The 18,516-nt window shown below is 43.5% G+C and carries 21 protein-coding genes and 2 pseudogenes; 5 read left to right on the top strand and 18 right to left on the bottom strand.

Annotated elements, in window-relative coordinates; genetic code table 11:
* Positions 1-96: 96 nt before the first annotated feature.
* The 5 genes and pseudogenes from C8268_RS02515 to C8268_RS02540 form a co-directional block, all read right to left on the bottom strand.
* Complete coding sequence (locus C8268_RS02515; RefSeq protein WP_106766226.1) at positions 97-2,394, bottom strand: helix-turn-helix domain-containing protein; 2,298 nt, start codon at positions 2,392-2,394, stop codon at positions 97-99.
* A gap of 243 nt (positions 2,395-2,637) precedes the next feature.
* Positions 2,638-2,874, bottom strand: a complete 237-nt coding sequence (locus C8268_RS22860; RefSeq protein ID WP_420094229.1) for a CDP-alcohol phosphatidyltransferase family protein — start codon at positions 2,872-2,874, stop codon at positions 2,638-2,640.
* Positions 2,855-3,133, bottom strand: a pseudogene (locus tag C8268_RS02530) (NUDIX hydrolase); the annotation flags it as partial. The pseudogene C8268_RS02530 and the gene C8268_RS22860, both read right to left, overlap by 20 nt.
* Positions 3,130-4,029 (bottom strand): TIGR01777 family oxidoreductase, encoded by a 900-nt coding sequence (locus C8268_RS02535; RefSeq protein WP_106766229.1) that lies wholly within the window; start codon positions 4,027-4,029, stop codon positions 3,130-3,132. The pseudogene C8268_RS02530 and the gene C8268_RS02535, both read right to left, overlap by 4 nt.
* Before the next feature lie 144 nt (positions 4,030-4,173).
* Positions 4,174-4,908: a sigma-70 family RNA polymerase sigma factor gene (locus C8268_RS02540; RefSeq protein WP_158702656.1), complete on the bottom strand. Its 735-nt coding sequence runs from the start codon at positions 4,906-4,908 to the stop codon at positions 4,174-4,176.
* A 173-nt stretch (positions 4,909-5,081) separates the two neighbouring features.
* Between C8268_RS02540 and clpP the strand changes: the two genes are divergently transcribed.
* A complete protein-coding gene (gene clpP, locus C8268_RS02545; protein WP_106766231.1) occupies positions 5,082-5,666 on the top strand; it encodes an ATP-dependent Clp endopeptidase proteolytic subunit ClpP in 585 nt (194 codons plus the stop codon).
* 172 nt (positions 5,667-5,838) lie between these two features.
* Here clpP and C8268_RS02550 read toward each other — a convergent pair whose 3' ends face one another.
* From C8268_RS02550 to C8268_RS02575, 6 genes and pseudogenes are all read right to left on the bottom strand, one after another.
* Positions 5,839-6,054, bottom strand: coding sequence for a hypothetical protein (locus C8268_RS02550; protein ID WP_106766232.1), 216 nt, complete (start codon positions 6,052-6,054; stop codon positions 5,839-5,841).
* A 134-nt stretch (positions 6,055-6,188) separates the two neighbouring features.
* Positions 6,189-6,734, bottom strand: a complete 546-nt coding sequence (locus tag C8268_RS02555) for a nucleotidyltransferase family protein (protein ID WP_106766233.1) — start codon at positions 6,732-6,734, stop codon at positions 6,189-6,191.
* A 21-nt stretch (positions 6,735-6,755) separates the two neighbouring features.
* Positions 6,756-7,001, bottom strand: a pseudogene (locus tag C8268_RS23035) (HAD family hydrolase); the annotation flags it as partial.
* Positions 7,002-7,019: 18 nt separating this feature from the next.
* Positions 7,020-7,361 (bottom strand): sensor histidine kinase, encoded by a 342-nt coding sequence (locus C8268_RS02565; RefSeq protein ID WP_272939316.1) that lies wholly within the window; start codon positions 7,359-7,361, stop codon positions 7,020-7,022.
* Between the two features lie 28 nt (positions 7,362-7,389).
* Positions 7,390-8,016, bottom strand: a complete 627-nt coding sequence (locus C8268_RS02570; RefSeq protein WP_106766234.1) for a pyridoxamine 5'-phosphate oxidase family protein — start codon at positions 8,014-8,016, stop codon at positions 7,390-7,392.
* Between the two features lie 44 nt (positions 8,017-8,060).
* Positions 8,061-8,921 carry a helix-turn-helix domain-containing protein gene (locus C8268_RS02575; RefSeq protein WP_106766235.1) on the bottom strand — a complete coding sequence of 287 codons (861 nt, stop codon included), beginning with the start codon at positions 8,919-8,921 and terminating at the stop codon, positions 8,061-8,063.
* Between the two features lie 132 nt (positions 8,922-9,053).
* Between C8268_RS02575 and C8268_RS02580 the strand changes: the two genes are divergently transcribed.
* The 3 genes from C8268_RS02580 to C8268_RS02590 are packed head-to-tail and all read left to right on the top strand — an operon-like array spanning position 9,054 to position 11,945.
* Positions 9,054-10,112: a Gfo/Idh/MocA family protein gene (locus C8268_RS02580; protein ID WP_106766236.1), complete on the top strand. Its 1,059-nt coding sequence runs from the start codon at positions 9,054-9,056 to the stop codon at positions 10,110-10,112.
* Between the two features lie 60 nt (positions 10,113-10,172).
* Positions 10,173-11,051, top strand: a complete 879-nt coding sequence (locus C8268_RS02585) for a sugar phosphate isomerase/epimerase family protein (RefSeq protein WP_106766237.1) — start codon at positions 10,173-10,175, stop codon at positions 11,049-11,051.
* A gap of 33 nt (positions 11,052-11,084) precedes the next feature.
* Complete coding sequence (locus tag C8268_RS02590; RefSeq protein ID WP_106766238.1) at positions 11,085-11,945, top strand: sugar phosphate isomerase/epimerase family protein; 861 nt, start codon at positions 11,085-11,087, stop codon at positions 11,943-11,945.
* Positions 11,946-12,115: 170 nt separating this feature from the next.
* Here C8268_RS02590 and C8268_RS02595 read toward each other — a convergent pair whose 3' ends face one another.
* The 4 genes from C8268_RS02595 to C8268_RS02610 all read right to left on the bottom strand — a co-directional run bounded on the left by C8268_RS02595 (position 12,116) and on the right by C8268_RS02610 (position 15,220).
* Positions 12,116-13,627 carry an FAD-dependent oxidoreductase gene (locus C8268_RS02595; protein ID WP_474646562.1) on the bottom strand — a complete coding sequence of 504 codons (1,512 nt, stop codon included), beginning with the start codon at positions 13,625-13,627 and terminating at the stop codon, positions 12,116-12,118.
* Between the two features lie 10 nt (positions 13,628-13,637).
* Positions 13,638-14,186, bottom strand: coding sequence for a YeeE/YedE thiosulfate transporter family protein (locus C8268_RS02600; RefSeq protein ID WP_106766240.1), 549 nt, complete (start codon positions 14,184-14,186; stop codon positions 13,638-13,640).
* Positions 14,187-14,226: 40 nt separating this feature from the next.
* Positions 14,227-14,454 carry a sulfurtransferase TusA family protein gene (locus tag C8268_RS02605; RefSeq protein WP_106766241.1) on the bottom strand — a complete coding sequence of 76 codons (228 nt, stop codon included), beginning with the start codon at positions 14,452-14,454 and terminating at the stop codon, positions 14,227-14,229.
* 76 nt (positions 14,455-14,530) lie between these two features.
* On the bottom strand, positions 14,531-15,220 hold the full coding sequence (locus C8268_RS02610; protein WP_106766242.1) for a YeeE/YedE thiosulfate transporter family protein: 690 nt from the start codon (positions 15,218-15,220) through the stop codon (positions 14,531-14,533).
* A gap of 170 nt (positions 15,221-15,390) precedes the next feature.
* On the opposite strand from C8268_RS02610, the gene C8268_RS02615 reads away from it, so the two are divergent.
* Complete coding sequence (locus C8268_RS02615; protein WP_106766243.1) at positions 15,391-16,275, top strand: LysR family transcriptional regulator; 885 nt, start codon at positions 15,391-15,393, stop codon at positions 16,273-16,275.
* A 9-nt stretch (positions 16,276-16,284) separates the two neighbouring features.
* Here the strand turns inward: C8268_RS02615 and C8268_RS02620 are convergent, their stop codons facing one another.
* The 3 genes from C8268_RS02620 to cls form a co-directional block, all read right to left on the bottom strand.
* Positions 16,285-16,500, bottom strand: a complete 216-nt coding sequence (locus C8268_RS02620; RefSeq protein ID WP_106766244.1) for a sulfurtransferase TusA family protein — start codon at positions 16,498-16,500, stop codon at positions 16,285-16,287.
* Entirely contained in the window at positions 16,497-16,967 is a 471-nt protein-coding gene (locus C8268_RS02625) for a GNAT family N-acetyltransferase (RefSeq protein WP_106766245.1), read from the bottom strand. Before C8268_RS02625 ends, C8268_RS02620 begins: the two co-directional genes overlap by 4 nt.
* A gap of 74 nt (positions 16,968-17,041) precedes the next feature.
* Positions 17,042-18,493, bottom strand: coding sequence for a cardiolipin synthase (gene cls / locus C8268_RS02630; protein ID WP_106766246.1), 1,452 nt, complete (start codon positions 18,491-18,493; stop codon positions 17,042-17,044).
* Positions 18,494-18,516: the final 23 nt, after the last annotated feature.

Below are 18,516 nucleotides of genomic sequence, written 5' to 3' on the forward strand. Positions count from 1 at the left end.
ATTTTTCGCGTAAATCATCACATTTTTAAAGTTATTCCGTTCTTTAGAAAGCCATTATTCAGCATTCATGGACTTAACTTTTCTTTAGAAAATCCCTTATCCCGCCTCATGATTCCGCCTGTATTCGGTGGCGCTGATCCCATTTGCCCGCTTGAACGCCCGACTGAATGTATTCAAAGATAAGTACCCGACAGCAGCAGCAATTTCACTGACCGGCTTGCCGCTGTTTAGTAAAAGCCTCTTCGCTTCACGCATGCGGATGTTCTCCAAATAATCGGAAAAATTAAGACCCGTTTGTTCCTTGAAGAAGTAAGACACGTACGCCTCTGAAGTTCGCGCTTCACGAGCCAATACGGTCAAGCTTAATTCACTATTGGAATAATGCATTTCGATGTAGGCAATCAGACGGTTTGTCAGATCATCGTTGTGACTTTTTTTCCGCTCTTCGTTTTTGACGCACAGGCCCAGCAGTGAAGCACACAGCATGTTAATGGCATCAGCAGGAAGGATGGCCGCATCCGAAGCCTTTAGCACCGTTTCTGCTTCTTCAGCAATGTCAACTCCTGAGGCCTGTTCACAGCACTTTATCAATGTGCCGCATAATTCATGGGCGAACAGTCTTTCAACAGCTAATGGCAGCTGACGCTCCTCTATATTACTCTTTCGGATTTGTTGAAGAAGCCGTCCTGTCTCCGTTTGGTTGCCTGATTTTACAAGCTGAATCAATCTCTGCTCCACATCAGAAGGATAAAAATAGCTTGGGACCGCTAATTCAACGTCCTCATGGCAAAGAATAGGCTCACTCTCCTGCCATCTGGCATGCTGCAGAACAAATTTTGCTTCTCCAAATGAACGATACAGCTCTATTAGCTGAGTTTGCACGCCGCCGACTGCCATATACAACCCTGCCCCCAAGTTTCCTGTCAGCTCTCCAATCATATCTCCAAGCAGCCGTCGCATCATGTTTATCCAATCATCCGATCTGCCTTCACTTTCATACAGCAGCAAGACCATCAAGTTCTCCCCTAAATCATGCACAATGACACAGTGACTTAGTGACTCTTCAATACGGTCACTTATGCCCAGCTTCACGATATCCATCTCTGTTAAAATTTCTTCATTGTACGGAGCATGATATCCACGTAGACGTAAGATTCCAACAGCATACTGAGATGCTCGAAGATCGAGACGGGCATGTTCCATTGCAGCCTCTACATCACGCATTGAAGTATATCCTCCCTTTAGAAGGCGATCCAAAAGCACACTTCGCATTTGCGGAAGTTGTTCCTCCAGCCGGCCCTTTAACAGATCATGTCTTTCAATCAGATCGGATACCGAGGTACGGATATAATCGACAGTGTTTCGAAGCATTCGCGAATTGTTCTCTGTACGGGAAACCGGGAGCATTTGCAAAAGCTTGAGAAAAGGGCGACTGCTTCGATATGCAAAATAGGCTGCAGCCATAAGCCCAAAAATAAGCGCAATCAGAAATACAGTGAACGTCAACTGTTTAATGTAATACGCTTTTTCGAGTACAACCGTTTTGGGTAGTGCGGATACATATGTCCATCCGTTATATCCAGATGTCGCCTTGGTCACAAGCATTTCTTCACCGTTCCATATGAGCTGGGAGAAGTCCCCCTCAATAGGAAGCGCTTTCAAATCAATCGACTCTTTCTCCAATCCTATATGGCTGATCAGGTTTCCGTTCTGGTCCGCAATATACGCAAACCCCCGCTGTTCAGAATCGATATTTCGCAGCATTTCCTGAATTTGCTCATTGTTGATGAGAACCGTGATAACCCCTCCACTGCCCTTAATACCAAATGACTGCATAAAACTGACCACAGAATATAGTTTTCCTTCATACACAACCGAGGTACCCGGCATGTACGTTTTGTAATGATATGTATCAAACAGCCGGCTCTGCCACTCCTCCATCGTAAGATCCTCATAATGAAGCTGCAGGTCATAAAACTGCTTCATCGTATAAATTTTTCGCGGTGAAATGAACATGCCGCTGTTCTTGTAAGCCACATAGTAATCCACAATAAAATGATTAAACATACGGTAGTCAAATAAGCTTTTCTCCAAATCCAATAAGTTGTATGGATTTTCACCCCCGAAAGGCTCTTTCACGTATTGAAAAGACTGTACCTTGGGCTCACTGGACATCTGCCTGGCAATCATCTCTATCTCAGCAAGGCGTCGGTCGAGCGCTTCCCGGATTTGGCCCAATAAGGCGGCATTACTCTTCATAGTCTCGCTTTCAACAAGATCAGAGGTCTTATTATAGGCGAACCAGCCGACAAGCAGTGCGCTGAACAGAATAATTGCATAAGGAACAAAAAAACGTATAAGCAATGATGCCTGTTTGCTTGAGCTGCTTCTCACAAAATTTCCTCCTTCACTGAGTTAAAGATATTCTCAATATAACAAAGTTCCATTATGACGTCAGTAGCCCCCTGAGGTACCGTTTTATCAAAATAAAAAAGGACCGCGCAGCGGATGTTATATCCTTGCGCAAGTCCTCTTCTGGGTTCGGATGGGTCTCCATTAACACGCGTAATCGTTAAAGTTCCCATGATGCTGCTCCTTTGTCATACCGTCTTCGTTGATGTTGTAATTTCAAAATGCTTACGGTCTGTTTCTCCGGTCATTCATCGTCTTCATGCTTTCATTAATTTCATCCAATGTTTTTTCCAGCTTTTCAATCCTTCTTAGCCCGGAAAATTGATTACTGATAATACCAAACAACCCAATTACCAAAATTATAATTAAAATTTCCATCAATATCCTCGCTTTAAATATGATAAGTGCTACCGAAATTAACAGTTTGTCAGCTAGAGGGTCGAGCAGCTTGCCTAGGTTCATAATTGGTTGTATTTTCTTCACTCGAAGTTGCCAACTGTCCGCCAATGGGCCGGCCTACAAACAGCGTATTACATATTGAATCCTTTACGTTCTGAAATATTCTACAAAACCTAATGATTTCGATATCGATACCCGTTTCTTCTTTGGTCTCCCTAACTGCCGCATCTGATAAGGACTCCCCTTCCTCAACCTGTCCTCCCGTCAGCTCCCAGCCTCTACGCGGACCTTTCAACAACAAAATTTGATTATTATCGTTCAATACATATCACTTTTTAAAATATGGGCAATAGCTTGATCGATATCTTTATATTTAAAATTGTATCCCTCTTTTTCCAGCCGTTCAGGAACAACCCAGCGGCTTTTCAGGATGAGCTCGGTTTCCGTCCTGATGAGGACCGCCCCCATCTCAAGCAGCCACCTAGGAGAAGGTAATCCCACTTTCACATTCATCGCATCCCGCAGCTTGGCCATGAGCTCACGGTTCGTTACCGGATGCGGAGAGGAGCAATTAAATACGCCGCTTAAGTCTTGCCGCTCCTGCAAAAACCGTATAATGCCAAATACATCTTCAATATGAATCCAGCTGAACATTTGGTTTCCCGGACCTTGGACTCCACCAAGTCCGAAACGAACGAGATTTTTAAATGGGGTCATAACACCGCCGCCAGGTCCAAGTACGATCGCGATTCGTAGCGCAGCCTGTCTTGTCTGCGGCAGCTGAAAAGAGAAGAATGCCTTCTCCCATTCCTTAGCCACTTCCACTGAAAAACCCGTACCAATTTCCCCAGCGTCTTCCGTCATAGGACGATCCTCGGCATGCCTGTAAATCGTAGCCGTACTTGAGTTGATCCATAATGGAGGCGGATTCTCGCACTTCTCCAGTGCCTCCCCTAATATTCGTGTCGTCTCAGTTCGGGAACTAAATATTTCTTTCATGTTTTTCTCGTTGTACCGGCAGTCCACCGACTTGCCTGCAAGATTAATTAATACATCAGATTGATCAATAGCCTCCACCATCTGTTGAGAATTGTTCCAGGAAATGTGCTGCTCTTGCCTTGAAATCATACGGACATCATAACCAAGCGATGTGTACTTCTCTTCCAGGAGCTTGCCAATGAACCCTGTTCCCCCTGCAAGAACCACTTTTTTCTGCATAAGATCAGCTCACTTCTTTTAGAGTTGTCAGTCATAAATATTCGGTTCAAATTTACCATATCCTTCATAAAAAAGACGCTGCCTGAATAAAACTGGCAAACGTCTGATATCCATTACTATATTCATCATAAAGTCAAACCCCTGCTACGCCGCCATTCTTGATTCAACATGATGGAATGAGTGATTAAAGGCTTTATATTTAGGCTGATCTTGAGGCGGACCCGAATAAGTGCCCACTACTTGAAGAACTTCCGGATCTCCTTGAACAAGCCTTAGCACTTCGTTGATTTCACCATTTACATATGCGACTGCGATTGCGTTTACTCTAAACTGTGTTTCTTCTTCCTCAGAAACGACAATTTCATCGATTTCTACATCCTGCCCTACAGCTTGAAGCTCTTTCCGTGCACGATGATACGCAGCTTTGACAGCTCCTTCCGTCGTCTTAAGCTTTTGGGCTGTCTCGGCTACGGAATAACCCAATACCCCTCGCATCAACAGAACAGTTCTCTGCAGTGGAGACAAATGTTTCATCAGCATATGAAACGCCATCTCTATGTTTAAGGTGCTGCTGTCCATCACGGAGTTGGCATGAGCTTTGGCCTGTTCTTTTTCCTGATCCAAAATCCGATTTAATACTTTTCTTCGGCGTATTTGATCAATCCAGGCATTCTTGGCTGTTCGAAGTAAAAATGCTTCTGGATTATTATGCTGTTGTTCCTTGATCTTTTCCAGTGATTTCACCCATGTATCCTGCACGAGATCGTCGGAATCCCATCTTGATTCCGTGAGGGAAAGACAGTACCTGTTCAGAAGAGCATTTAACTGTTCCAGATCGTCGTCTTCTGTCTTGGCCAAAGGTTTTCGTGGATTGGTCATCTTTCCGCAGTCAGCTCCTTTAACGTTGTATAGATTTATCTTATATGTAAACGAACAATGCATTCATTACGTTACGCTATTTACATAAATTTTTTTGACACCTTCTCCGTATCTTTTACCGTTACCGATTCGTTTACCTGTTGTTAAATCACTCGAACCAAGGAGGTAACATCATGACCAACTATATCCCTTATGTTGTTGAGCAAAGCAGCCGGGGTGAAAGATCATACGACATCTATTCAAGACTTCTGAAAGACCGGATTATATTTGTTGGATCTGAAATTAATGATGCCGTCGCTAACAGCGTAATTGCGCAGCTTCTGTTACTGGCGGCCGAAGATCCGGAAAAAGACATCCATATGTATATTAACAGTCCTGGGGGCTCGGTTAGCGCTGGTTTCGGTATTTTTGATACGATGCAGCACATTAAGCCACAGGTTCAGACCATATGCACAGGCTTGGCTGCTTCGTGGGGGTCTATGCTGCTGCTTGCCGGTACTAAAGGAAAACGCTTCGCTCTGCCCAACAGTGAAATTATGATTCATCAACCGCATGGGGGAGTTCAAGGCCAGGCAAGTGATATCGCTATCAGCGCACAACGGATTCTTAAAATCCGTGAAAAAATTGTCCAAATCACAGCAGAGCGGACGGGTCAATCCACCGAAAAAATAGAACGGGACATGGACCGGGATTTCTTCATGTCTGCAGATGAAGCCGTCGAATACGGGATTATTGACAAGGTACTCACGTCGATATAACAGATTTAAGAAGCCACCGGGAGGTGGCTTTTCACTTCTTCATTTTCATGCTTTTCCTCAAAATGATGCTTCGTTAACAACCGATATGTACTTCTTATCCTTCACCCTATTCATGCAAATATCCATAAATACAGAAATAATTGAACAAATATCATCACGAATCCAAAAATCATCAGGCTTTACCCGTATCGCGCTTATGCCCATCGTCGCTGAAGGAAATAACGCCTCCTACAATAAGTCCGAAAAATGGGATGATGATCGTTGAAATTACAATCAGTGCCATGGCAGTATTATCGGGAAATGGTGTTAATTCCTCATCGTGTAAATCATCGCCTTCAAATCGGGAAGGAGATTTCGATACCAGTGTTCCACAATATTTGCATTTCAAAGCGCCTTCTTCTAATGACTCATGACAATAACTGCAAATCGATGACTTGGATAAAAATGTCCCCTCACCGATTCCGCTTCATAAGGCATCTATTCCTATAACCCTCAAATCATCCGCGTCGACCCATAACCATACTACATCATTTTCAACTGAGGCCAAATATCCAGCCACTTCTTACCTCTTACTCTGGATTTAAAATATGCTTCATCCTTAAAATAAGGACTTTTTCGAATGACCATCTGAAACAGGTCATCAAGTCCAAAAGGAGCAATTACTTCGATGTTCATATCGTCATCCAGGCGGACACCGACAGCCGTTGCCGTTTCCGGCCATCTCTTCATAGCTTCCGCCACAGATACATAAGGATGATCCTCGTTTCTAATATGCATGCGGGCCTGGTTTTTCACCGACCAATCATACGGATCGTACAGTTGCTTTAACTGGGCATCATAATGTTTTTCAGTCTCTTCCTGAAAATCACTTGGATCGAAGTAAAGGATATCCACATCATTCATCGGATTTCGATTCGGGTATCCATGGAGATAATCCCATACATAATTTCGTACATAACCAGCCGCTATACACCCCTGTGGCAATTCCAATTGCCGCACCCATTCCAAATCTCTCATTAGATTTTCATTCGTTTTCATAATCCTTATCAACTCTTGTTCCAAGTTCAATTACGTTTCACCTCCCAAGAGCTACTCATACCGACTTTCGTTGTCATTTAACAAGTCTTTTAACTCTTCATAAGCATCTTTCAGCCATGGATGTACTACTTTAAGCGATTCCTTTCGTTCCCATAGGTAATGAATGTATGCAAAAGCACCATGGGACAATGAAACTTCCAAACTTCGACGGAGCTCATGGATGTAAGGAGGAGTGCCTGACTGGTCCCAAGCGATTTTATCCGCTACAAAGAGAACCCGATCGAGCTTGCTTGAATTTGGCGTTTAAGTAAAAATTCACACAACTTCACCTTCCATTATTTCATGTAGCGGAAGCTCGACAATAAAAGCTGTCCCCACTCCTTTCGTACTGGTGACTTCAATTGTGCCGTTATGAAGCTGCACGATCTTTTGCACAATGGACAAACCTAGGCCACTACCGCCTTTCTCTCGATTGCGGGAAGCATCTGCTTTAAAAAAACGCTCAAATACATGTGGAATATGCGCCTCGTCAATCCCTATGCCACTGTCCTTTACCCGCACCTCAACGTAAGGAGCAGACACCTTCATGGTTATCGAGATTAAAGCCGTGGTCCGCGGCTCACTAACGAGAACGAGATTTCGAAGCTGACGATCCAATCGATATCAGGTCTCTCTCCTTTCAAACTCAATATAATCGCTTCTCATAAGATTCCTTGAGCGACTTTTGAACGTCCTCTTCCTTTGCTCTGGCATGGGCCGCCAATATCTCCGAAGGCCTAGGTAACGTACTGCGATCCGCCCAGCTTTCGGGATGCCATAGCTTTGACCTTTTGAAAGACTTGGCACAATGGATGTAACACTCCTCTACGGTTACTCCAATTCCGACAAGAGGCATTTTTCCGTTTGCCGACATGGCTTCCAGTATATTTTTATCCTTGATGACACATGCCTTCCCATTGACCCTCAGCGTCTCTTCAATCTGCGGGATTACAAATACGATACCAATGTGAGGATTGCTTAGAATGTTTAAAATGGAATCCAAGCGGCGGTTTCCCGGACGTTCTGGAATGACCAGATGTTTGTCATCGATCATATGAACAAATCCGGCGGCATCGCCCCTCGGAGACACATCACAAGACCCTGAAGCATCGGAAGTCGATATAAAAATAATCGGCGAATGCCGTATAAAGTTCATCGCATGATGATCAATGTGATCGATCGTCTTGTTCATAACCAACGGGCTTGGATAACCTAGCATATCCCGAAGCTCTTCTTCACTTGTTATTCTCTCATTTTCAAGAAAAGGCTGCATATTCCCCTCCATTTTTAAAAATATTTCTATAAATAATAGACCATCTACTGCCCTACCCTGTCTCGATAAATTTTCGGTGAGACACCGGTGATTCGTTTGAATACACGTGAAAAATAAAATGAATCTTTGTATCCGAGCGCTTCACCAATCTCTTTGACCGTCAGCTCGGTATTGAGCAAAATATTTTTTGCCTCGGCTGCCTTAAGTCGATGCAAAAATTCATTGAGCGGATAGCCGGTATGCTCATGAACAATTCTGCGAAGAGTGGAAACCGAAATATGATGTCTGCATGCCATTTCAGCCGGTTCCTGCTTCATATATATCGATTGTGAGATATCGTCGATCACTTTGAGTACGAAGCTTTCCCGGTTGTTCAGCTCGCTTTTGTCCGATTGAGATACAAGGTCATAAATGAAAGATTCCAAAATCAACGCAGCCCGGTCCATATTGTTGGGGACATTGCTGTCAATTAGCATAAACATCATTTCCATCCGATGGATCAATGACTCATCAAAAGCAGCCCTTTTAATCAATCCCGGGCTTTGAAGCCAGTGCTCCAGCCACTCCGTAACTCTGGATCCCTCCACGGTAAAATAATATTCATCCCAGTATCCCTCGGAATAAGGACCATAATCAAACGATGCACCAGGAAATAAACAAAACCAACTCCCTGCTTCTACCTTCTGTGTCTCGCCCCCATCCACCCGGTAATAACCGCTTCCGTTCGTAATCATAACAAACGCCCAGCTGTGAAATTTGGCATCTATTCTTTGTAAAGTTCTGCCTGGCAAATGACCTGCATTTATAATCGTCAGTGACTTGATCTTTTGCTTGCTGGGATCGATCATTGGATTAAATACACGAATAGGGTGAGAACTGATCATATAGTCCATGTATTTTGTCATCCTGCACATTCTCCCTTTAAAACAACTGTGTTAAATTATATTTGCTTGATTAAATATAACATATCTGCGTCGTAATTATCGTATAATATTGCAGTTTCACGATGCAGATCATGAAAGGGTGTAAGCGTAAACATGAGTAAAGTAAAAATTGGTGTGATTGGCTGCGGTTCCATTTCCGAATCTCATTTTCAAGCTTATCAAAACAATCCCAATGTACAGATCGTTGCTGTCTGTGATTTGAAAGAAGATAGAGCCCGTGAAAAGGCTGAAAAATACAACGCTTCCCATGTATACACTGATTATCGCGAGCTGTTGGCAAATACCGATATCGATGCAGTCAGCGTTTGTACATGGAATAATAGCCACGCTGAAATCAGTATCGCCGCACTTCGTGCAGGGAAGAACGTTCTGTGTGAGAAGCCGCTTTGTAAAACGGTTGATGAAGCTCTTGCGGTTGAGCAAGCCGTACATGAAACGGGTAAAATCCTTCAAGTTGGATATGTTCGCCGCCATGCATCCAACATTTCCGTACTGAAAAAATTTATCGATGCAGGTGATCTCGGAGAGATTTATTTCGCCAAAGCCAGCTTGACCCGGCGTCTCGGCAATCCGGGTGGATGGTTCGCTGATAAAGAACGTTCTGGCGGAGGACCGCTCATTGATATCGGTGTTCACGTTATTGACCTTTGCTGGTATCTAATGGGCAAGCCCAAGGTGAAGTCGGTGAGCGGGAATACGTACAGCAAGCTTGGAAACCGCTCCAACATCGAACATTATGACTTTTATAAAGCTGCAGATTATGACGCGTCTCTTAACACGGTTGAGGATATGGCAAATGCGCTTATTCGTTTTGAGAACGGGGCTTCTATTATGGTTGACGTCAGCTTCTCACTTCACGCCAAAAATGATTCCAGTTCAATCAACATCTATGGAGACAAAGGCGGAGCTGAAATTGAACCGGTGTTGTCCATCATTACGGAACGCCATAATACGATGATCAATATCGCTCCTCAACTCACAACACCAGGCTTTGATTTCCAAGGAGCCTTTAATAATGAAATCAATCACTTTATCGACAGCTGTCTCGGTATTATCGAAACGAACAGCCCTGTAGATGACGGTGTAGAAATGATTAAAATACTGAACGCTGTGTATAAGTCCGCCGCAGAAGGAACTGAAATCCACTTCTAGTCGACTTTTGATCACGAGGTAACTAACACTATTTCAATGATTTAGGAGGCTATAGCAGCTATGAAATTAAATAATAAAATCGGTGTTATTGTAGACAGTTTTGGAGTAGGCGTGATGGAAGGTCTTAAAAAAGCAAAAGAGGTTGGAGCCGACGGTGTTCAAATTTACGCGGTATCCGGTGAGATGGACCCTGCAGCCCTATCTCCGGCCAAGCGCAAAGAGCTTCGCAGCTACATTGACGGTTTAGGACTTGAAATTTCTGCGCTTTGCGGTGACTTGGCCGGGCACGGCTTTCAGGATGCTGAAGCCAATCCCGAAAAAATCGAAAAATCGAAGCGCATCCTGGATCTTGCCGTAGAGCTGGGCACTTCTGTCGTCACCACCCATATCGGCATCGTTCCCGACGACAAGAACAGTCGTATATACGACACCATGTACCGTGCATGTGAGGAGCTCGGCGTATATGCCAAAAGCATGAACGCCTACTTCGCCATCGAGACCGGCCCGGAACCGGCTGCGCATTTAAAGAGCTTCCTGGATACGCTAAGTACGAACGGTGTTTCTGTCAACTTTGACCCTGCCAATATGGTGATGGTTACAGGTGACGATCCAGTTGAAGGCGTCAAGCTGTTAAAAGATTATCTCGTGCATACTCATGTCAAGGACGGCAAACGTTTTCGTCCGGTTGACCCAAGAGACGTATACGGCTTCCTTGGATACGGCGAGATGGATCATGAGAAGATTGCGGAGATGGCTTCCTCAGGTGCCGCATTTGAAGAAGTTCCTCTAGGTGAAGGTAGTGTGGATTTCCCTGCATATTTTGCAGCACTTCAAGAAATCGGGTATGCCGGCTATTTGACCATCGAAAGAGAAGTCGGCAGCAATCCAGAGCAAGACATCCGCAAAGCCGTTGAATTCATTAAATCTTATCGAAACTAACAGGAATGTGAGAACGAAGGGAGCATACACATCATGAAATTAGGGATTAGTTCTTATAGTTTATTTCAAGCAATGCATGCGAAAAAAATGAGCATCATCGATGTTATCGACTGGGTAGCCGGGATCGGCGCCCAGCATATTGAAATCGTTCCGAAACTCGGATTCGACTTTGAGACAAACCCAGAGCTGGAAGAACAAATTATAGAAAAGGCTAAATCTGCAGGCATCGATATTTCCAATTATGCGATTGGGGCTAATTTCATCACTGAAACGGAAGAGGAGTATGAAACAGAAATTGCTCGCGTTATGAGCGAAGTGGATCGGGCTCACCGCCTTGGGGCAAAACGGATGCGCCATGACGTTGCTTCCCGTCCAGATATATCCATTGCCAACTTCAACAAGGATTTGGAGAAGGTCGCTCTTGCTTGCCGCCGGATTGCCGATCATGCAGAGCAGTACAACATTACAACAAGCGTAGAAAACCATGGCTTCTATGTTCAAGCCAGCGACCGGGTTCAAACGCTCATTCATGCTGTCGATCGCCCTAACTTCAAAACGACACTCGATGTCGGGAACTTCGTATGTGTAGACGAAGATCCGGTAGCTGCCGTGAAAAACAACTTGAAATACGCTTCGATGATACACATTAAAGATTTCTATATCCGTCCATCCTACCGTAATCCGGGTGAAGGCTGGTTCACCAGTGCAAGCGGCAACTACCTTCGCGGAGCAATCGCTGGACACGGCGATCTCGATATGTACGAGATCCTGCGCATCGTAAAACATTCCGGTTATGATGGCTACCTGTCCATTGAATATGAAGGTATGGAAGAGTGCACGAAAGGTACCAAGATTGCTTTCGATAATGTAAAACGCATCTGGGACGAAGTGTAATTTAATCGTTATCCATATATGTTCCGTATCGCTCCCCTTAAGGCGGACAGCTGCAAGTACTCATCTGTTTCAGATGATGCCAAAGGCTGCTTAGCCGAAAGGGGATTTTTCATTTTACCTGCAAAAAAAGCCCTTCCGATTATCGGAAAGGCTGCTTTTTCAGATTCGTTTTACGATAACAGTTGCTTTAACGAGTTCTCATTTATATTTTCGGTCATCACGGATTGAATGTTTCCGTCCGTCAGATAAACAACAGCTGGTACGTTTTCTACGCCCAGTTTAGCTGCAAGTCCAGGGGATTTATAAACATCCACTTTCGTAACTCGAACTTCTGGGGAGTGGGTCTGTTCAAATTGTTCGATCAGGGGCAATAGTTCGCGGCATGCGGCATCAATAGCGTTCCATAAATAAACAATCGAAGGCTGGCCATTATTCTGAATCTGGTTTTCATAAATTTCACATTCAGAAATGTATTTTTCCGCACCATACCCTCTGTCTCTTATANTAGCTGCAAGTCCAGGGGATTTATAAACATCCACTTTCGTAACTCGAACTTCTGGGGAGTGGGTCTGTTCAAATTGTTCGATCAGGGGCAATAGTTCGCGGCATGCGGCATCAATAGCGTTCCATAAATAAACAATCGAAGGCTGGCCATTATTCTGAATCTGGTTTTCATAAATTTCACATTCAGAAATGTATTTTTCCGCACCATACCCTGCAATCGCACCATCACCAACCGCCGTAGCAACCTGCTTTAGAAACTTGTCACAAACATCTCCCGCCGCAAATACACCGGAAATGTTCGTCTCCATTTTTTCATTTACAAGAATATATCCGTTTCGGTTCATGTCGATCACACCGGAAAGTATTTCCGTATTCGGAATATACCCGATAAACAAGAAACAGGAATCTACCTTGATCGGCAAGCGCTCGTTGGTTTTCACATTTTTCAATACAACGGTATCTAAATGGCCGTCTCCTTCAAAAGAATCCACCACCGTGTTCCAGATGAATTCCATCTTCGGATTTTCAAGCGCCTCGGTTTTGGCAATTTCGTTGCAGTCCATTTTTCCAGGATCATGCATAACGGACACAATCACTTTATCCGCGAACTTGGTCAGGAACATCCCTTCTTCAATCGCCGCATCCCCGCTGCCAATAACCATGACGGTTTTGCCTGTATTCGCCGCCGCATCACATGTCGCGCAGAAGGAAATCCCTTTATCATATAAGAACAGTTCCTCGTTCGCCGCACCTGTAACTCTTGGCTTGCCACCTGAGGCAATTATAACCGCCTTACATTCGTAATTCGTTCGAAAGGTTTCCACCACTTTCGTATCTTCCGTCAGTTTTACCCCTTTCACATCGGTCATTTTAAAATGAACACCAAATTTTTTAGCCTGCTTGTGAAATAGGCCCATAAGCTCGGTACCTGTAGCCCCTTCGGGAAACCCGGGATAGTTTTCAATTTCATTGGTATATGTAGCCAGTCCGCCCATTAAAGATTTCTCTATTAGAAGTGTTTTTAATCTGGCACGTCCACAATAAATTCCAGCCGTCAAACCTGCTGCGCCTCCACCGATAATGACTACGTCATATTGCTCGGTTTTTTTACTCATTTCTTTCGCCCCTCTTATCGTTTTAAAAAACAGGCTGACCTGCGTCAGCCCTGAATTTTGCATTCCTTGAATGCTACATAAAAAACTTTGCTAATAATTTGCTGCCTATATAAGCACCTATAAACAGGAAAAGTGCAAAAACCCATCCCGAAAGGGATAACGAAGCGATCGATGTAAACAATGCGCCGATATTACATCCGTTTGCCAGTCTGGCTCCGTATCCCATGAGCAAACCACCAAACACAGCAGCGGCAACCTGCTTCTTCGATTTAATCTTTTTGATCTTAAACTCGGATGCAAACAATGTAGCCAATAAAGCACCCAGGATTATACCTATATTTCGGATTGATCCGCCATCATTCAGAAAGCCGGAAGACAGTTTGCTTTGGGCTTTTTCTGAGCTGAAGTAAGCCCAGTTTTCAACGTTTCCGCCGAACAGCTGATATAACCAAGCTCCCCAATCCGCAAATGCACTCGTCACTCCCCATCCTTTAGAAAATACAGCCAGATGGGCAGTAGCAAATACAGCGAGAAGTACGGCTCCGGTAACATAAGTCAGCGGCTCTTTCAGCAGCTTTTTATAAAAGCGGTTAGAAGTTATTTTTAACCAGAATTCATTCACTGCTTATTTCACCGTCCTTTCTTGCTCTTTTTCAACATTTTCACTTTGTCTTTTCAATAACAACTTCCCATTCGCCGTCTTCGATCTCTTCGATTTCAACGTTATGGCCTTGCTTTCTTGCCCATTCCGGAACATTTTTCATCGCACAGCTATGGTCGATAGATACAACCAAAATGTCTCCAACGTTAAGTTCAGCCATTTTCTTCTCCGTTCTCATCAATGGAACCGGACAAGCTTCTCCCATGCAATCAAGTGTAAATTCAGCCATCTTGAAAACCACCTTTTCTTATTTTTAGTTTTTGTTGATTGGTTAATTGTGAATATAATCACTTACTTTGCTAAGCTTAATCTGCGCTGCCCATCTTTTTCTCCTGCCACTTCACTGCTGCGATATATAGCAGCACAATGATCAGAAACTGGACGATTAATGCGCCAAGCCATCCAAACACATCAGGCAAAAATACGGCCGGTGAATCTTTAATGACGTGAGCACGCCACCAGCCCATATCATGCGCCCCCCAAAGGGAACCGATAACAAAAAAGAGAAGTGAGAGCATCTGCATCGTAAACCCTTCCCCTACACGCATCAAGGTTCCTGACGCACAGCCTCCGGCAATGACCATACCTATACCAAACAATATGCCTCCGATGGCCAAAGCCAGACTGATCTGTCCGACATTGCCCATGCCTGGAATCGGATTTCCTCCTGTAAACGCAGAGTACTTGATCGCTGTAAAACCAATCGTAGCTATAGCGAATGCAACCAATACAGCTCTTGTTACAGAAGTACTGCCAGTAATACAAGGGTCCCGCATAGATGCGGTAAAACAGAACCGTGATCTTTGCAAAATAACACCAAACGAAATTCCGAAGAGCAAATAGACGCCCATTTTGTCATTATACTGGTTTAATAGAACACCAAATACAATGATGAGAACCATAGCCGATAAAGCGATGGGCAGCTGACTTTTCTTAGGCTTTCTCGGAGCTCTGGTTCGGGTTGATTTCGTTGCGGGACGATTGATTTGTCCCATGTTTACACCCCCAACACATGTATTTCAATGACTATGTGAAAATAGTAACATACTTATGATGAGTGTAGTTATATGCTTTATTTATGCAATATAAGTTTTGCTAATAGTGAATAAACTTGTATCGCATTGGCTAGCTTTGTTCAAATTTCGAGCCTTTGGAGGAATAAATCATGAACCTGGAAACGCTTAGAATCTTTCTGGACATCGCTGCATTAAAGAGCATTTCAAAAGCTGCCCAGAAATCTCATCTCACCCAATCTGCACTTAGTCAACAATTGAAATCTTGGGAAAATGAGCTCGGAACCGAGCTGCTGCATCGAAGCAATAAAGGGGCACGCCTGACAGAAGCGGGGAAAGTTGCCCAGAAATACGCGTCCCAAATATGCAAGTTGTATGATGATATGAATACAGAAATTACCCAATTAAATCCAAGTCAACATACGTTGTCTGTGTACGCCATCCCGGAAGTATGCAATTACGCTCTTCCCTGTACGTTATATGAAGTTAAAAAGCATTTTCCGGAATATCATATCTCACTAAATGAAGGCAACTCTACCGCGATAGAAGAGCATATTTTGCTGGAAGAAGGCGATATCGGGTTTATTTCAGGGCCTTCGTCCAACCCTGATTTAAGTTCGTATAAAGTGTTTTCGGACCAGGTTATGCTCGTCATAAGCCGCTCCACCCTTTGCCCGGATGAAATCACTCTAAATGAACTGCCACGTTATCCACTCATCTGGTCGCCGCAGCTCTGTTGTGTTCACAAAGCTATCAATAGTACGCTCGATCGAAATGTCAGTTTGAATATTTTGTACAATTTAGACTCTATTGAAGCCGTTAAACTGGCAGCCGTCAAAGGACATGGTGCCGCTTTTCTCCCTTATATGTCCATAAAAAAAGAGCTGTACAGCAAACAGCTCAAAATTATAAATATCGATCAGTTTCAAATTTATAATGAGATCTATATGGTAAAGAAACAGAACCAGCGTTGTGATCATGATACAAAGCAATTGCTTCGATACATGGAAAAAACGCTGAACGATACATTGTGTTGAGTTCAACATCTACGCTTCAACCGTGATTTCCCATACACCGTTGATCACTTCTTCGATGGTGCATTTTAGATGGGAAGTACGACAGTAATCAGAAATAGCTGTCTTCGCACAGCTATGATCCGTAACCAACATGACTTTCTCACCGTTTTGGATAGCCTGTCGATGTTTTTTCAACAAAATAACAGGGACGGGGCAAATTTCACCGAGACAATCGATTTCTATCATTTGTCCCCTCCATTGGGATCAGAGCTGCGACTGAATGTATACTGGGCCAATTCTTCTCCCCAATCCGCGATGCCCCTTTTTTCAAAACCTACACTTGCATACAACTTTCTTGCACCAATATTATCTGGGTCGTAGCCAATCATGATTACTTTTCCTGAGTTGTTCATTCCTTCAATTAATTCGATCAGCAGCTTCATAGCCGCCTTCCCATAACCTTTTCCTTGAAACTGTTTATCAATCATAAATCGGTAAATCCAATAATTGTGATCATCTGGATCAATGCCAAACATCAGGAAACCAATCGCTTGATCCTTTAGATATACACCTCTTGTCATAAAACCTGGAAGAAATTGCACCTCGGCTAAAGAATAAAGATTCGATGCCATAAAGTGCTGCTGCTCTTCCTTTAAGCTCAGGTGAATGATATCTTCCCAATTGGAACGATCAATTTCTCGTAAACTAATCAACTAAACTCCTCCTATTAAATAGAGAAATCTTACGCATATCCGAAAGCCTTATAAAATCTTGCTTCCTCTACAAATTACAAAATCGGTGACAACAGACGCGATATCGACTCTTTGATCTTGATCCAGCGCGAACGTTTCAAATACTTCTCCATCGTAAGTAAAGTAGATACGCCAATATCTTTCCTGAATTCCTGGCTTAACTGCTGGGCGATTCTTTCATCATATATAAAAGCGTTCACCTCAAAGTTGAGCTTAAAGCTTCGGAAATCAAAATTCGCTGTTCCTACGGAGGCGATTTCTTCGTCAACGACCAATGTTTTGGCATGCATAAATCCATTGTTGTACAAATATACCTTCGTGCCTGTATTTAACAGTTCACCTATGTAGGAAAGGGTAGCCCAGTATACAAACATATGGTCCGGTTTATCCGGGATCATTATATTCACTTCTACTCCGGATAATGAAGCCACCCTTAAGGCATCAAGGACACTGGCATCCGGAATAAAATATGGCGTTTGTATATAAATGGACGAGCGAGCTGAAGTGATCATTTTTAAATAAGCGTTCTTGATATACTCGTACTCCGATTCTGGACCGCTAGAAACAATCTGTATACCTACATTGCCCGTGGTAGATACCAGGGGGAACAAACTTGGAAAATAGGCAATGTCGTGAATATGCGAAGCTTGATTCCAATCCAGAATGAACCTGGTCTGTATCGCATATACCGCTGTTCCTTCAATTCTAAGATGTGTATCCCGCCAATAGCCGAATTTAGGATTAAGACCGAGATATTCATCTCCTACATTAAACCCGCCCACATAACCGATTTTACCATCGATAATGACCAGTTTCCGATGATTCCGATAATTTATGCGAAGATTAATTAGGCGGAGTTTGGATGGAAAGAATGCCTCTACTTGTCCACCGACTGCACGAAGCTCTTTAAGAAACCTTTTATTGATTCGTCTGGAGCCCAGTTCATCATACAGGACACGGACTTCAACCCCTTCCTGAACCTTCTTCGTTAACAGCTTCATCAACTGTTTGCCGAGATTGTCTTTCTGGATAATATAATACTGAAGGTGAATATAATTTTTCGCCTGTTCAATGTCTTTAAACAAAGCGGCGAACTTCTCCTTTCCATCCGTATAAATTTTCACCTGATTGTCTTCAGTCAGCTCGGCTTGATTATGAAGCAGGTTCATCGCGATTAAGTCTTTATAACGAGCAGAAGAATAATTCCGAAACTGAAATTGCTGGGATTGAAACTGCGAAACCTGGGACTTTACTCCTCGATCCAAGCCTCTTTTTTTAATATCATCCCAATGAAACAACTTCTTGCGCCTGAAATTCTGGGCCAGGAATAAATAGAGTATAAAGCCGGCAACAGGGATCAATAGCAATACGAGCAGCCATGCCCACGTTGACCCTACATCTTCTTTTCTCTCCTGAAAAATAACGATAAGTGCAAATATGATGTTCAAAAAAATAACGAGTCCAAGCAGCCAGGATGTAATGTTCATATCCATCTTCCTTCAAGTATATT

Source organism: Paenibacillus faecalis (genome assembly GCF_900289175.1).
In the GTDB taxonomy this organism is placed as follows: domain Bacteria; phylum Bacillota; class Bacilli; order Paenibacillales; family Paenibacillaceae; genus Paenibacillus_AQ; species Paenibacillus_AQ faecalis.